Origin of the sequence: Photobacterium sp. J15 (genome assembly GCF_963870815.1) — a bacterium.
Classification (GTDB): domain Bacteria; phylum Pseudomonadota; class Gammaproteobacteria; order Enterobacterales; family Vibrionaceae; genus Photobacterium; species Photobacterium marinum.
This window is the reverse complement of sequence record NZ_CAWMUI010000001.1, coordinates 3542391-3557084: the sequence shown is the minus strand read 5'-3', so window position 1 is coordinate 3557084 and position 14694 is coordinate 3542391. Positions and strand designations below refer to the sequence as shown.

Below are 14694 nucleotides of genomic sequence, written 5' to 3'. Positions count from 1 at the left end.
AGATAACCTGTTGAAAGTATAACCAGCCGGCAAGGCATTGCAATAATGGCCCTCACAAAGCAGGGCCAAATAATCGGGATTATCAGGCTGCAGCCAGTACCACGCCGGCAGCAAACAGCAGGTTGGTCAGCAGGGCGCATTTAACCATAGTTGCCATCATCGGACGCAGAGCGGCACCGTCTGCCGACTGTAGTACCTGCTTACCGTGCTTGAACAGCAGTGGCAGGCTCAGAGCAAACAGCCAGCCGAACGGTGAGTGCAGCTCCAGCGCGGCAAATAGTGACAGGCAGAGCATGCTGCCGGCCAGCAGAAACAGGTGATATTTACGGCCCCAGTCCGGTCCCATTCGTACTGCAAGTGTTAGCTTGCCGCAGGCGCGGTCATTATCGATATCACGCAGGTTATTGATATTCAGCACACCGACAGCCAGCAGACCACAGGCGGTAGCCGGCAGCATAATGACGGAATCAATCTGTCCTGCCTGAAGATAATAGGTGCCGGCGACGCCCAGCCAGCCGAAAAACATCAGGACAGACAAATCACCCAGTCCGCGGTAGCCATAAGGTTTGTTACCGACGGTATAGGCAATGGAGGCGGCAATGGCCATCAGGCCCAGCAACATAAATCCAAACATATCCTGAAGGTTGTTGCAGGCGATAAATATCAGGCTAAGCCCACTGACAATGGTCATGATGATATTAATGATCATGGCTTTGCGCATTGCCGTCGGGGTAACCAGTCCTGACTGGATCGCCCGTTGCGGGCCGAGGCGCTCGTCATTATCAGTGCCTTTGACAGCGTCGCCGTAATCATTGGCCAGATTGGATAAGATCTGGAGTAAGAGTGCGGTCAGCAGGGCCAGGCCTGCGACTAAAGCAGAGAAACTTCCTTGCCATCCTGCCACTGCACTGCCGCATACGATTGATGCGATGGCTAAGGGCAGGGTTTTTGGCCTTGCTGCATCCAGCCAGATTGCGAGTGAAGATGATTTCATAATGTGTTGCTTACTTCGGAACCAGTCGAATCCGTATTATGGCGCAACTTTCAATATGGGCAACTTTATCGCCACTTTGTTTGTTTAAGAACAAAAAAACGGTGCCATAAGGCACCGTTTGGATAAGGAATATTCTGTCTCGGAATCGAGAGATTACAGAATGAAGCGGCTTAGATCTTCGTCTTCAACCAACTCGCCCAGGCGTTTGGTTACGTATGACTCGTCAATCACGATTTTGTCGCCAGACTGTTCCGCAGCGTCAAACGACAGCTCTTCCATCAGACGTTCCATTACCGTGTGCAGGCGACGGGCACCAATGTTTTCGGTGCGCTCATTAACCTGCCAAGCCGCGTCGGCCAGCTTGTTGATACCGTTTTCAGTAAATTCGATATCGACGGATTCGGTTGCCATCAGGGCTTTGTACTGCTCGGTCAGCGAGGCATTCGGCTCAGTCAGGATGCGTTTGAAATCACCGCTGGTCAGGGCTTCAAGCTCAACACGGATTGGCAGACGGCCCTGCAGTTCCGGGATCAGATCAGATGGTTTTGCAACCTGGAATGCACCGGAGGCGATAAACAGGATATGGTCAGTTCGAACCATGCCGTGCTTGGTCGAAACGGTTGAACCTTCGACCAGTGGCAGCAGGTCACGCTGAACACCTTCTCGGGATACGTCTGGGCCAGAAGATTCGCCGCGCTTACAGATCTTGTCGACTTCATCCAGGAATACGATGCCGTGGTTTTCAACCGCGAAGATAGCCTGCTCTTTCAGCTCGTCCTGATTTACCAGCTTAGCTGCTTCTTCTTCGGTCGCGGCTTTCATCGCGTCCTTGATCTTCATCTTGCGCTTTTTGGTGGTATTGCCTGCCAGGCTTTGGAACATGCCTTGTAGCTGGTTGGTCATGTCTTCCATACCAGGAGGAGCCATGATCTCTACACCCATCTGCGGCGCAGCAATTTCCATTTCAATTTCTTTGTCATCCAGCTTGCCTTCACGCAGCTTTTTGCGGAATGACTGGCGAGCAGCGGAGCCAGAATCGGCTTCTTCGTTCTGGCCCCAGGCATCGCGTGCCGGCGGGATCAGAACATCCAGAATACGCTCTTCAGCCAGCTCTTCGGCGCGGAAGCGAACTTTTTCCATTGCCTGCTGGTGAGTCATTTTTACAGCAACATCGGTCAGATCGCGGATGATAGTTTCCACTTCCTTACCAACATAGCCCACTTCGGTGAACTTAGTTGCTTCTACTTTGATAAACGGTGCATTGGCCAGTTTAGCCAGGCGACGGGCAATCTCTGTTTTACCCACACCGGTAGGACCGATCATCAGGATATTTTTCGGGGTAACTTCAACGCGCAGCTCTTCAGGCAGCTGCATACGGCGCCAGCGGTTACGCAGGGCAATTGCTACGGCACGCTTGGCTTTGTCCTGACCGATGATATGGCGGTCAAGCTCGTGGACGATTTCGCGTGGAGTCATCTCGGACATATCGGCTTCCTTACTTGGTCTCAAGTTCTTCGATGGTGTGGTGGTGGTTGGTGAAGACACAGATATTGCCGGCAATATTCAGTGACTTCTCGGCGATGTCACGGGCATCCAGATCTGTGTTTTCCAGCAGGGCTGTTGCCGCTGCTTGGGCAAAGTTACCACCGGAGCCGATAGCAATAAGATCATGTTCAGGCTGAACCACGTCACCGTTACCAGTGATGATCAGCGAGCTGTTTTCGTCAGCAACTGCCAGCAATGCTTCCAGTTTGCGAAGCATGCGGTCGGTTCGCCAGTCTTTGGCGAGTTCCACGGCTGCTTTAAGCAGGTGGCCTTGGTGCATTTCCAGCTTACGCTCAAAACGCTCGAATAGGGTGAAGGCATCAGCAGTGCCGCCGGCAAAGCCTGCTAGAACTTTGTCGTGGTATAAACGGCGCACTTTGCGAGCGTTACCTTTCATTACAGTGTTGCCCAGGGAAACCTGACCATCACCGGCGATAACGACTTTACCGTTTCGACGTACAGATACGATAGTTGTCACGGTGTTACCTCTTTGAGTCTCTCCGGCCAGTGCCGGTATCGGTATTAAGTGTATATCTGGGGATGGGGTTTTCTGTTTTCAAGGCATCTGAACCGGAAAAAGAACAAGTGAAAAAAGAAAAGGATGCAAGTGCATCCTTTTCTGTGAACTTATTGGAAGAGTGGCTCTGGTTATTCCCAGAACCAGATGGCACACGGTTCAATGCCGGCCCGTCGCAGCATGTTGCGATCGCTTTCCGCTTTTCGTTTTTGCGGATAAGGACCGAGGATCACGCGGTACCAACTACCTTTTTCGCCCTGGCTGACCTTGATCTGGCTGCTCAGACCTTGGAAGGCAATCATGGCTTTGCGTTCTTCTGCCTGATTGCGGCTTCGGTAGGCACCACACTGCATCAGATAAGGGCGGGTCGGAGTTTGTTTCTTCGGTGCTTCAACCTGAACTTCTTTGTTTTCCAGCTCTTCGATGTAGCGCCATTTTTCTTCAGGCTTTGGCGGCAGCGGCTTGGTCTGTGGCTTTGGTTTAGGCTTCGGCTGAGGTTTAGGAGCCGGTTTTGACTGAACGGTCTCAGCTTCCTGCTCGGGTGCCGGATTGGTCGACAGGAAATAAAGACCATAGCCCAGTGCACCTACTAGGCACAGAGCGATAAAGGCCCATTTAAATGGAAATCCTGATGATGGCGGAGCTTTACGGCTTTTGCGCGCCGGCTTCTTCGGGGCGCGTCCGCGTTTTACATAATCTTTCGTGGCCACAGTGACGATCAATACAACGGGAATGAATTCACGCTATGTTACAAATTTGCGCCAGATCTGACTAGTACCGAGACGGCTTCCAAAGTGAAAGCTTGCAATATTATGGGTGATTTTTGTGAGCTTATGCCCAAATCATAAGCTCACTGAATAACCTGATGACTTAGTGGGAAGGTGGCGCTGCACTTTCTCTGATCACCAGCTTGGCATCAAGCAGGCGTGATCCGGAGGCGATGTCTCCGCCTTTGAGGATATCAAGCAGCATTAGCATCGACTGACGGCCGATTTCATAGCGAGGTTGAGAAACCGTAGTCAACGGTGGATCACAGTACTCGGCAAACTGGATATCATCGAAGCCGACAATTGACAGATCCTGCGGTACCCGGAAGCCAAGACGCTTGGCCTGCTGCATAGCACCGATTGCCATCACATCACTGTGACACAGCAAGGCTGTTGGTGGTTCAGGCAGAGAAAGCAGGGCGGTTACGGCACGGGCACCGGCGGCAAAGGTAAAGTCGCCTTTGACGGTGTAAGCCGGATTGAGCTCAATCCCGGCACGACGCAAGGCCTGTTGATAACCCTGGGAGCGGAACTGGCACAGAGCGGCAGTGTCCGGACCGGCAATCTGGGCAATACGTTTATGGCCCATCTGGGTGAGGTAGTTTACGGCTTCGAAGGCCGCTGTCAGGTTGTCGATGTGGACGGTTGGCAGCTCAAGTTCCGGGGCAAATTCACAGGCCATCACCATAGGCGGCAGGTTCTTTTGCTCGGGTTTGCTGACATCGAACGGGAGGTCGGTACCAAGGAGGAGCATCCCGTCTGCTTGTTTGGTAAAGACCAGGTTTACGAATGAGTTTTCGCGGGTTTTCTGTTGACCGCTGTCACCTAGCAGGACCAAGTAGCCATGTTCCATGGCCGCTTCTTCGATACCGCGGATGATTTCGGTAAAGTACGGGTCACAAATATCCGGGACGATTGTGACGATGGTTTTTGATTCGTTTCGACGAAGATTTCTAGCCAGTGAGTTGGGGGAATAGCCAGCATCCATGACGGCCTGCTCAACTTTTTTACGGGTTGAAGCCGACACTTTTTCCGGGTTCATCAGCGCACGGGATACGGTGGCTGTTGAAACACCGGCGAGCTGGGCAACATCCTTCATTGTCGCCATAATTGCAGTTCCTCTCTATATATTTCTCTCTCTTATATTGCCGGAGGATCATTGCCAAATCGGGCAGATACCTATACCAGCGAGCCTGCTATTGTAGGCCCTCTCCGGCGGATTAAACATGCCCAAAATAGCATAAATTACATTCATTGTGTGACTTCTATCGCATTGTTCATTTTAAGTTAAATCCTGCGGTTCGACATCGATTGACCAGCGAACTTTTCGTGCTAGAGGGAGCAGTTGAATCGCCGGTTTGGCGATGGCAAGCAGCTGTTGCAAGGTCTTACGGTTTGGTGCCTGAACCAGTAGCTGCCAGCGATAACGTCCGGCGCGGCGCGACAAAGGGGCCGGATTCGGCCCCAGAACCGGTGTTTCGTGGCTGTAAACTGGACTGGATTCAAAAATGCCGCGAACTTGCTGTAAAAACTGCTCAACATGCTCACTATTGTTGGCTTCTGCGCGGAACAATGTCATGTAAGTATAAGGTGGTAGGAAGGCTTGTTTGCGCTCATCCAGGGCGCTGACGGCGAACTCATCATAGCCTTTATGCAGCAGGGCCTGGAGCAAAGCATGCTCCGGATGGTGAGTTTGAAGGATCACTTCGCCGGGTTTGCTCGCCCGTCCGGCTCGTCCGGCAACCTGGACAAACAATTGTGCCAGGCGCTCAGAAGCGCGGAAGTCATTACAGAATAGGGCGCTGTCGACATCAATTAAGGCGACTAGGGTGACATCCGGAAAGTGGTGTCCCTTGGCCAGCATCTGGGTGCCGATCAGGATTTGGTATTCGTTGTTGCGAATTGCCTCAAGATAGCTTTCCAGACTGCCTTTGCGACGAGTACTGTCGCGATCAATCCGGACGGTTTTGTATTCGGGGAACAGGGTAGCCAGCTGCTGTTCCAGCTGCTCGGTGCCGACGCCGACTGCATTTAGCTGGGTTGAGCCGCAGTTACCACATTGAGGCATCACTGGACGCTGGGTGGCACAGTGATGGCAGCGCAGTTCACCGGACTGCTGGTGGAAGGTGTAATACGCATCGCAGCGTTTACATTCGGCCAGCCAGCCACATTCATGACAGATGATCGCCGGGGAATAACCGCGGCGATTGAGGAACAGCATTACCTGGTTTCCTGCATCGAGGTGCTTTCTCATTCGGGCTATCAGCGGTGCTGACAGCCCGGCCTCAAGGTAAAGGCCTTTGACATCCAGAACCCCGTGGCGTGCCTGCTGGGCGTTCCCGGCGCGGCGGGTCAGGGTCAGGTGGTGATATTTCCCGGTTTTTGCATTATGCAGGCTTTCCAGCGCTGGCGTGGCTGAGCCGAGCACCACCGGGATGTTCTCCCGGCTGGCCCGCATCACTGCCAGATCACGGGCGTGGTAGCGCAGGCTGTCCTGTTGTTTGTAAGATCCATCATGCTCTTCGTCGACAATGATAATGCCGAGGTTACTGAATGGCGTGAACAGCGCGGAGCGGGTACCAATAATGATCCCGGCCTGGTTATCGCGCCCGGCCAGCCAGGCTGACAGCCGCTCGGTATCATTCAGGCCGGAGTGCACTGTTTCCAGCGGTACATTGAAGCGACGGCGGAAGCGGTTGATAGTCTGCGGCGTCAGGCCGATTTCCGGTACCAGGATCAGGGCCTGCTTCCCTGCCGCCAGCACAGGTTCCAACAGGTTGAGGTAAACCTCGGTTTTGCCTGAGCCGGTCACCCCTTCCAATAAATAGCAGCCAAACTCCAGGCTGGCGTTGACGGTCGCCACCGCCAGTGCCTGCTCTTCATTTAGCCTTGGCTTTTCTTCTGTTACCGCAAAATCCCTGAGCCAGTCCGTAGAGGCTGGCTTTTCTTCAATGGCTTGAATCCAGCCTTTATCGCTCAAAGTCTTGAGAGTGGCGGTACTGACTTCGTCGGCCAACAGGGATTCATGGCTGCTTTTACCATTGCGCAGGGTATTAAGTACCTGCACCTGACGCGGTGCCCGTTTTAGCGAGGCAATCGACTGGTCACGTCCGGTTTCGGTGATCTGCCACATTTTCAGGCTGGTCGGTGAGGCTTCTCGCCCTTTGCGCAGCAGGGTTGGCATGGCATTAGCCAGGGTGTCACCAAGTGGGTATTGGTAATAGCTGCTGGCCCAGGTCAGTAGGCCAAACAGGGGCGGTTGCCATAGCGGCTGGTGATCCAGCACGCTAGAAATCGCTTTAAGCTGCTCCAGCGGAAAATCGGATTTGTCGGTGATGGCCATGACGATACCGACCAGTTGCTGACGGCCGAAGGGAACCCTGACCCGGCCGCCGATCACAGGATGTGCCTCGGGCTTGATCAGATAATCGAACTGTTTATCCAGGGGAACAGGGAGGGCCACTCGGGCAATTTGGGGCGTCATAACTAACCGCATAATCCGCATGTACTAAGATGAAGAAGTGTACCTTGCTTGGCGATTGCCAGCAAAGTGGTGAAAAAAGGAGCGCATTGGTTGATCTCGGCGGTTTGATTGATTACTATACGCCGCCTAAATTTAGCGTATTGATATCAGCTTGCTGATGGTAATACGTTATCCTGTTATTAATGACGTGTGGTGCCCGGCTTTGGATCGGGAGAGCGACACGGCCTTACATATTGAGGTTATCCCATGAAACAAGGTATTCACCCAGAATACACAGCAGTGAACGCTAAATGTTCTTGCGGCAACACTTTCGTATTCAACTCTACTCTAGGTAAAGACATCAACCTAGATGTATGCGACAAGTGCCACCCGTTCTACACTGGTAAGCAGCGTCAGGTTAGCACTGGCGGTCGTATCGACAAGTTCAACAAGCGTTTCGGTGCTCTTTCTAGCAAGTAATTGCCAGATGAATTCCGATAAAAAGGGATGCGAAAGCATCCCTTTTTTTTATATCTGCTATCCTTCATTTATTCTCGCCTTGTTCATTATTTAATTTTCTTATCCCCAAGTAGCACGAAAACTACCCATTTTCTTGTCGTGATATCAAAAATATGTAATACCTGAGTCGGCGGGTTGGGATTATTGGCTCGACCAGCTGAGCCTCGCTATGATTTTGTATCACTATAGAATATGATCTAGCTCTCATTACCGAACTGAACATCATTTTCATTCAGGATCAGGAACACTATGTCAGAAGATTTTCGCCAACAGGCACTTCACTATCACGCTTACCCGGTACCAGGCAAAATTGCCGTTGAACTGACCAAACCGGCAAACACGGTTGAAGACCTTGCATTGGCATACAGCCCGGGTGTGGCTGAACCAGTCCGTGAGATCGCACAAAACGCCGAGAACGTTTACAAGTACACTGGTAAAGGCAACATGGTTGCAGTAATTACCAACGGTACGGCTATCCTTGGCCTGGGTAACCTTGGTCCACTGGCGTCTAAGCCGGTAATGGAAGGTAAGTCACTGCTGTTTAAGCGTTTTGCTGGTCTTGATTCAATTGATATCGAAGTGAAGCACCGTACTATCGACGAGTTTGTTGATACGGTTGCGAACATCGCTGATACCTTCGGTGGTATTAACCTGGAAGATATCAAGGCACCGGATTGTTTTGAAATTGAAAAGCGCCTGATTGAACGTTGTCAGGTACCGGTTTTCCATGATGATCAGCACGGTACTGCTATTGTAACTGCGGCTGGAATGCTGAATGCGCTGGAACTGCAGGGCAAAGAGATCAGCGAAGCTGTGATTGTCTGCTTGGGCGCCGGTGCGGCTGCTGTGGCGTGTATGGAGCTGCTTATTAAGTGTGGTGCCCAGCGCGAGAAAATCTACATGCTTGACCGTAAAGGTGTTATCCATACCCGTCGTGAGGATATCAACGAATACAAGCAGCTGTTTGCTAACAACACTGACAAGCGCACGCTGGAAGATGTGATTGAAGGTGCTGATATCTTTGTTGGTGTATCTGGTCCGAACCTGCTGGCTCCTGAATCGCTGAAGCTGATGGCTGACAAGCCTGTTGTATTTGCATGTTCAAACCCTGATCCTGAAATCAAGCCTGAGCTGGCGCACGAAGTGCGTGATGATCTGATCATGGGTACCGGTCGTTCAGACTACCCGAATCAGGTGAATAACGTTATTTGCTTCCCGTTCATTTTCCGTGGTGCACTGGATGTTCGTGCCAGCCAGATCAACGATGAAATGAAACTGGCGGCGGTGAATGCGATCCGCGAACTGGCAAAAGAGCCGGTACCGGCGGAAGTGGTTGCAGCGGCTGGTGCTGACAAACTTGAGTTTGGTTCTCAGTACATTATTCCTAAGCCAATGGATCCGCGCCTGCTTCCTCGCGTTGCTAAAGCGGTTGCTCAGGCAGCTGTTGACTCAGGTGTTGCGCAGATTGCAATGCCGGCGGGTTACATGGAAAACATCTAATATTGTTGTCGGTAAGACTTCGGATATGAAAAAACCAGCCATCGGGCTGGTTTTTTTGTTCTTGTGGTTAGGAAGATGGCGCTTATTCGTTGATGTCTTCTGGCTTGATGCCCATCTCTTCCATCTTCGTTTTGGCTTCAGCCGGCAGGTCATCCGGACGATCTTTACGGATGTCCTCATCAGTCGGTAATGGCTGGCCAGTGTAGGCATGCAGGAAGGCTTCACACAGCAATTCACTGTTTGTTGCGTGACGCAAGTTATTGATCTGACGGCGTGTACGTTCATCAGTCAGGATTTTCAGAACCTTCAATGGAATCGAAACAGTGATTTTCTTTACTTGTTCGTTTTTCTTACCGTGTTCCGCATATGGGCTAATGTATTCGCCATTCCACTCTGCCATTTTCTACCTTCTCAGCGATGTTGGACTTGTTAAAAGAATATATGGGGGAATTTTAGCGGGATTTACCGCCATAAGCAAAGACATATAGACGTCTGGAAGTGTTGACGTCTTAAATTATTCTGGCTAATGTTGTTGCTTAAAAGTTAGTCAAGGCAAGGCCAGTCTCAGACAAGGAAAGTAACTATGAGTGACAAGAAGCCAGCGACCGTTGCCGTACGCGCCGGGATCTGTACTGATACCCAGTTTAATGCGGTGGTTCCACCGATATATCTCACTTCAACCTACAGCTTCCCACAAATGGGGGAAGTTCCTCAATACGATTATTCCCGCTCAGGCAACCCGACCCGAAATATGCTGGCAGAAGCGTTATCTGAGTTGGAGGGCGGTGCCGGCGGTATTGTTACCAATTGTGGCACATCTGCCATCAATTTGCTGGTATCGGCTTTGCTCGGCCCAGATGATTTAATTGTTGCCCCGCATGACTGTTATGGCGGGACATACCGTTTGTTTGATTCCCGGGCGCGGAAAGGGGACTTTAACGTGGCCTTTGTTGATCAGGGGGATCCTGAAGCGCTAAGCGCAGCGCTGGCCAGAAAACCTAAGCTGGTGTGGGTCGAAACTCCGTCTAATCCGTTATTGAGAGTGATTGATGTCGCGGCACTTTGTGAGAAGGCCAAAAAAGTGGGGGCTCTGGTCGCGGTTGATAACACTTTCCTGTCGCCAATCTTGCAGCAGCCGATTGCTCTCGGGGCTGATTTCGTCATCCATTCCAACACCAAATATATCAATGGTCATTCCGATGTCGTCGGTGGTGTGCTGATTGCCAAAGAGGCTGAACAGGCCGAGGAGCTGGCTTGGTGGGCGAACTGTATCGGAGCGACCGGGGCGGCGTTTGATGCTTACCTGACCCTGCGCGGGCTGCGGACTCTGGCTCCGAGGATGAAGACGCATGAAGAAAACAGTGCCCGGATTCTGGCGTACCTGCAAACCCAGCCGTTGGTGGGACAGATTTACCATCCGAGCCTGACAGAACATCCCGGTCACGAGATTGCATTAAAACAGCAGCGTGGCTTTGGCTCAATGCTGAGTTTTGAGCTGGACGGGAGCGAGCAACAGCTGGCGGAATTTGTTAAGACGCTGAAGTTTTTCTCGCTGGCTGAGTCGCTGGGCGGAACTGAAAGTCTGATTGCCCATCCGGCCAGTATGACCCACAGGGCAATGTCTGACGAAGCTCAGGCAGAAGCCGGGATCAAACCATCATTACTGCGCCTTTCGGTCGGTCTGGAAGATCCGGATGATCTGATTGCCGATCTGGATCAGGCATTTACTAAAGCGGCGGAGGTATAAGGATGAGCCAGCCAGTACAACGACAGCTACATAAATTTGGTGGCAGCAGCCTTGCCGATCCTGAGTGTTACCGTCGGGTCGCCGCAATTTTGCAGGAATACTCCGGCAGTGATGATCTGATTGTCGTCTCTGCTGCCGGGAAGACAACGAACAAATTGATCGCCTGGACTGAACTGCTGGGGAAAGACGGCCGTCACGCCCATGAGTTATTGCAGGAGATCCGTCAGTTCCAGCAAGGTCTGATTGAGGCATTGCTCAGTGGCAGTGTCGCCGATGAGCTGGCAACCCAACTGCATCTTGAGTTGGCACAGCTGGCATCTCTGACGGATTCTGATTTAGCAGCAGCTGTGGTGGCAGATGTACTGGGTCATGGTGAGCTTTGGTCGGCCCGGTTGTTGTCGGCGGTACTGGAAGCGCAGTCCATGCCTGCTATCTGGCTCGATTCTAGAACGTTTTTGCGGGCGGAACGTGCCACCCAGCCGGAAGTGGATCGTGCCGCCTCCTGGCCGTTGTTGAAAACTCAGTTGGCTCAGCACAGCCAGCACAGAATCGTTATCACCGGTTTTATGGCTCGTAACCAGGCCGGGGAAACCGTACTCTTGGGCCGTAACGGCTCGGATTATTCGGCGACCGTTATTGGTGCGCTGGCGGAAGCGGGCAGGGTGACTATCTGGAGTGATGTGGCTGGGGTGTACAGTGCCGATCCGCGTAAAGTCGGGGATGCCTGCCTGTTGCCGCTGCTGCGACTCGATGAAGCGAACGAGTTAGCCCGGCTGGCCGCTCCGGTGCTTCACAGCCGGACTTTGCAGCCAGTGGCACAAAGTGCCATTGATCTGACTTTGCGCTGTAGCTTGCAGCCGGAATCCGGCTCGACCCGGGTAGAACGGGTGCTGGCTTCAGGTCGGGGAGCCAAAATTATCACTTCACTGGATGATGTCTGCCTGATTGAACTTGATGTTGCCCGTTCCCATGATTTTGAGGTCATTCTGACCGAACTGGGCCGCACGTTAGAGAGCGCTCAGCTTCAGCCGTTGGCACTCAGTGCTGAGTCGGATCAGGGTCGGATACGTTTGGCCTATACCGCTGAAGTTGTCAACGGTGTGCTTGCCGTGTTGCAGGATGCTGGTGTCGCGGCAGAGTTGCGTTTGCGTGACGGATTTACCCTTGTCGCAGCCGTTGGTGCCGGAGTGGTGAACAATGCGGTGCATTGCTACGGTTTTTATCAGCAATTGAAAACTCAGCCGGTGGAGTTTGTCACAGAATCAGATTCCGGGTTGAGCCTGGTGGCGGTTCTTCGTAAGGCTGATACTGATGCCTTGGTCGGGCAAATCCATCAGGGCTTGTTCCAGGCTCAGAAACGTATCGGTCTGGTATTGTGTGGTAAGGGGAATATCGGCAGCCGCTGGCTTGAATTGTTTGAGCGAGAGAAGTCGGCGCTGGAGAAACGTCATGGCAAGAGCTTTACCCTGGTCGGGGTAGCAGACAGCAATCGTCACTGGATTAATTTTGATGGACTGGAGCCGTCGCGGGCACTGACTGCGTTTGATGATGAGGCCACTGAGTATGGAGAAGGTGAATTGCTGCAGGTGCTGGCAACTCATCCCTACGATGATTTAGTGGTGCTGGATGTAACGGCAAGTGCCCAGTTGGCGGCAAAATATCCGCAAATTGCCGAAAGCGGGTTGCATCTGATTTCGGCCAATAAGGTGGCTGGTTCGGCTCCGGGGACACAATTTCGTGCGGTACAGGACGCCTTTGCCAAAAGCAGCCGTTACTGGCTCTACAATGCCACAGTGGGAGCCGGGTTGCCCGTCAACCATACAGTGCGGGACTTGCAGGAGAGCGGTGATGAGATTATCGCTTTGTCCGGGATTTTCTCCGGTACTCTTTCCTGGCTGTTCCAGCAATATGACGGTTCAGTGCCGTTTTCTTATTTGGTGGAGCAAGCCTGGCAGCAGGGACTGACCGAGCCGGATCCGCGGCGGGATTTAGATGGCAGTGATGTGATGCGCAAGCTGGTGATTCTAGCCCGGGAATCTGGCCTGGACCTGGAGCCGGAACAGATCCGGGTTGAATCCCTGGTGCCGTGTGAACTGGAAGCGTTGAGTCTGGATGACTTTTTTGAACAGACCGGGGAGCTTGATGCCATGCTGGGTGAGCGATTGGCTAAGGCACAAAAGGAAGACAAGGTATTGCGCTATATTGCCCGGTTGGATCGTAAGGGGAAAGCTGCGGTTGGTGTGGAAGCGTTGCCTAAAGAGCATGCACTGGCGAATTTGCTGCCGTGTGACAATATCTTTGCCATTGAAAGCGGCTGGTATCGTGACAATCCGCTGGTGATCCGAGGTCCTGGTGCTGGCAGGGATGTTACTGCCGGCGCATTGCTTTCGGATATTAATCGGCTGGCGGCTTTGCTTCAGTAACTTAAATTGGTTGATGATCGCTCTGAATACATAGAAGCTAGAATCAATATCTATCTTGTTTTTCTCAGTTGGAACTTTGTTCTTATTTGCAATAAAAAGCCCGCATCTTGCGGGCTTTTGCTTATTTTGTGTCGGTTTACTATGTTGAAGATTATGCAATTTGAACTTGAGAAATATTCATGATCACTTTGTTGACTTCAAATTGGTTACAATACATCCTGTAGACATATAGACGTCTAAATGGTTATTCAAGGCGTTACGATTCAGGGAGCAGGCCAGGGGCCAGAACAGGAAGGAAGAGACTATGGGGTATTCTCACGCAAGCCATATTGATGTGCTGAACCAGAACCTTGCTGATATCAACGGTGATATCAATGTTTCATTTGAATTTTTCCCGCCAAGTAGTGAGGCGATGGAAAAAACGCTATGGAACTCGATTCACCGCCTGAAAACCCTACAGCCTAAGTTTGTATCGGTAACCTACGGGGCGAACTCGGGAGAGCGTGACCGTACTCACTCCATTATCAAAGATATCAAAGAGCAGACCGGGCTGGTGGCTGCGCCGCATCTGACTTGTATCGATGCTACCCGTGATGAATTGCGTGCGATTGCCCGTGATTACTGGAATAACGGCATTCGCGATATTGTAGCCCTGCGCGGCGATTTGCCGGAAAAAGGTGTGAAGCCTGATATGTATGCTGTCGACCTGGTGGAGTTGCTGCGTAAAGAAGCCGACTTTGATATCTCCGTTGCGGCTTACCCTGAAGTGCACCCTGAAGCCAAGAGTGCCCAGGCCGACCTTATCAACCTGAAGCGTAAAGTCGATGCCGGTGCCTGCCGAGCAATAACCCAGTTCTTTTTTGATATTGAAAGCTACCTGCGTTTTCGTGACCGTTGTGTGGCAACTGGGATTGATGTGGAAATCGTACCGGGGATTTTACCTGTGTCCAATATGAAGCAGGCCAAGCGCTTTGCCTTAGCCAATAATGTAAAAATTCCAGGCTGGCTGGAAAAGCAGTATGAAGGGCTGGATGATGATTTGCTGAGCCGCCAGATGGTCGGTGCCAGCAATGCAATTGATATGGTTCGGGTGTTGAGTCGTGAAGGGGTGAAGGATTTCCACTTCTATACCTTGAACCGTGCTGAGCTGACTTACGCTATCTGTCATACGCTAGGCGTTCGGGCCCAGGTAGAAGCTCAGTAAGGATAGAGTCTAGAA

General features: G+C 52.0%; 12 protein-coding genes. 5 read left to right on the top strand and 7 right to left on the bottom strand.

Annotation, left to right across the window (positions count from 1 at the left end):
* Window positions 1–82: 82 nt before the first annotated feature.
* From AACQ93_RS15955 to priA, 6 genes are all read right to left on the bottom strand, one after another.
* Window positions 83–994: a 1,4-dihydroxy-2-naphthoate polyprenyltransferase gene (locus tag AACQ93_RS15955; protein ID WP_064606168.1), complete on the bottom strand. Its 912-nt coding sequence runs from the start codon at window positions 992–994 to the stop codon at window positions 83–85.
* A 153-nt stretch (window positions 995–1147) separates the two neighbouring features.
* Complete coding sequence (gene hslU, locus AACQ93_RS15950; RefSeq protein WP_064606166.1) at window positions 1148–2479, bottom strand: HslU--HslV peptidase ATPase subunit; 1332 nt, start codon at window positions 2477–2479, stop codon at window positions 1148–1150.
* A gap of 10 nt (window positions 2480–2489) precedes the next feature.
* Window positions 2490–3017: an ATP-dependent protease subunit HslV gene (gene hslV / locus AACQ93_RS15945; RefSeq protein WP_064606164.1), complete on the bottom strand. Its 528-nt coding sequence runs from the start codon at window positions 3015–3017 to the stop codon at window positions 2490–2492.
* Between the two features lie 170 nt (window positions 3018–3187).
* Window positions 3188–3766, bottom strand: a complete 579-nt coding sequence (locus AACQ93_RS15940; protein ID WP_064606162.1) for an SPOR domain-containing protein — start codon at window positions 3764–3766, stop codon at window positions 3188–3190.
* A gap of 160 nt (window positions 3767–3926) precedes the next feature.
* Window positions 3927–4931 (bottom strand): DNA-binding transcriptional regulator CytR, encoded by a 1005-nt coding sequence (gene cytR / locus AACQ93_RS15935; RefSeq protein ID WP_007469337.1) that lies wholly within the window; start codon window positions 4929–4931, stop codon window positions 3927–3929.
* Window positions 4932–5105: 174 nt separating this feature from the next.
* Window positions 5106–7307, bottom strand: coding sequence for a primosomal protein N' (gene priA / locus AACQ93_RS15930; RefSeq protein ID WP_064606758.1), 2202 nt, complete (start codon window positions 7305–7307; stop codon window positions 5106–5108).
* Window positions 7308–7553: 246 nt separating this feature from the next.
* Here priA and rpmE point away from each other — a divergent pair, with 246 nt between their 5' ends.
* Together rpmE and AACQ93_RS15920 are read left to right on the top strand one after the other, a co-directional pair.
* Window positions 7554–7766, top strand: coding sequence for a 50S ribosomal protein L31 (gene rpmE / locus AACQ93_RS15925; RefSeq protein ID WP_007469331.1), 213 nt, complete (start codon window positions 7554–7556; stop codon window positions 7764–7766).
* A gap of 288 nt (window positions 7767–8054) precedes the next feature.
* Window positions 8055–9305, top strand: coding sequence for a malic enzyme-like NAD(P)-binding protein (locus tag AACQ93_RS15920; RefSeq protein WP_064606160.1), 1251 nt, complete (start codon window positions 8055–8057; stop codon window positions 9303–9305).
* Window positions 9306–9387: 82 nt separating this feature from the next.
* Here the strand turns inward: AACQ93_RS15920 and metJ are convergent, their stop codons facing one another.
* Window positions 9388–9705, bottom strand: a complete 318-nt coding sequence (gene metJ / locus AACQ93_RS15915) for a met regulon transcriptional regulator MetJ (RefSeq protein ID WP_007469326.1) — start codon at window positions 9703–9705, stop codon at window positions 9388–9390.
* 183 nt (window positions 9706–9888) lie between these two features.
* Between metJ and AACQ93_RS15910 the strand changes: the two genes are divergently transcribed.
* From AACQ93_RS15910 to metF, 3 genes are all read left to right on the top strand, one after another.
* Window positions 9889–11052 (top strand): O-succinylhomoserine (thiol)-lyase, encoded by a 1164-nt coding sequence (locus AACQ93_RS15910; protein ID WP_064606158.1) that lies wholly within the window; start codon window positions 9889–9891, stop codon window positions 11050–11052.
* A 2-nt stretch (window positions 11053–11054) separates the two neighbouring features.
* Window positions 11055–13475, top strand: a complete 2421-nt coding sequence (locus AACQ93_RS15905) for a bifunctional aspartate kinase/homoserine dehydrogenase II (RefSeq protein WP_064606156.1) — start codon at window positions 11055–11057, stop codon at window positions 13473–13475.
* Between the two features lie 304 nt (window positions 13476–13779).
* Complete coding sequence (metF, locus tag AACQ93_RS15900; protein ID WP_064606154.1) at window positions 13780–14679, top strand: methylenetetrahydrofolate reductase; 900 nt, start codon at window positions 13780–13782, stop codon at window positions 14677–14679.
* Window positions 14680–14694: the final 15 nt, after the last annotated feature.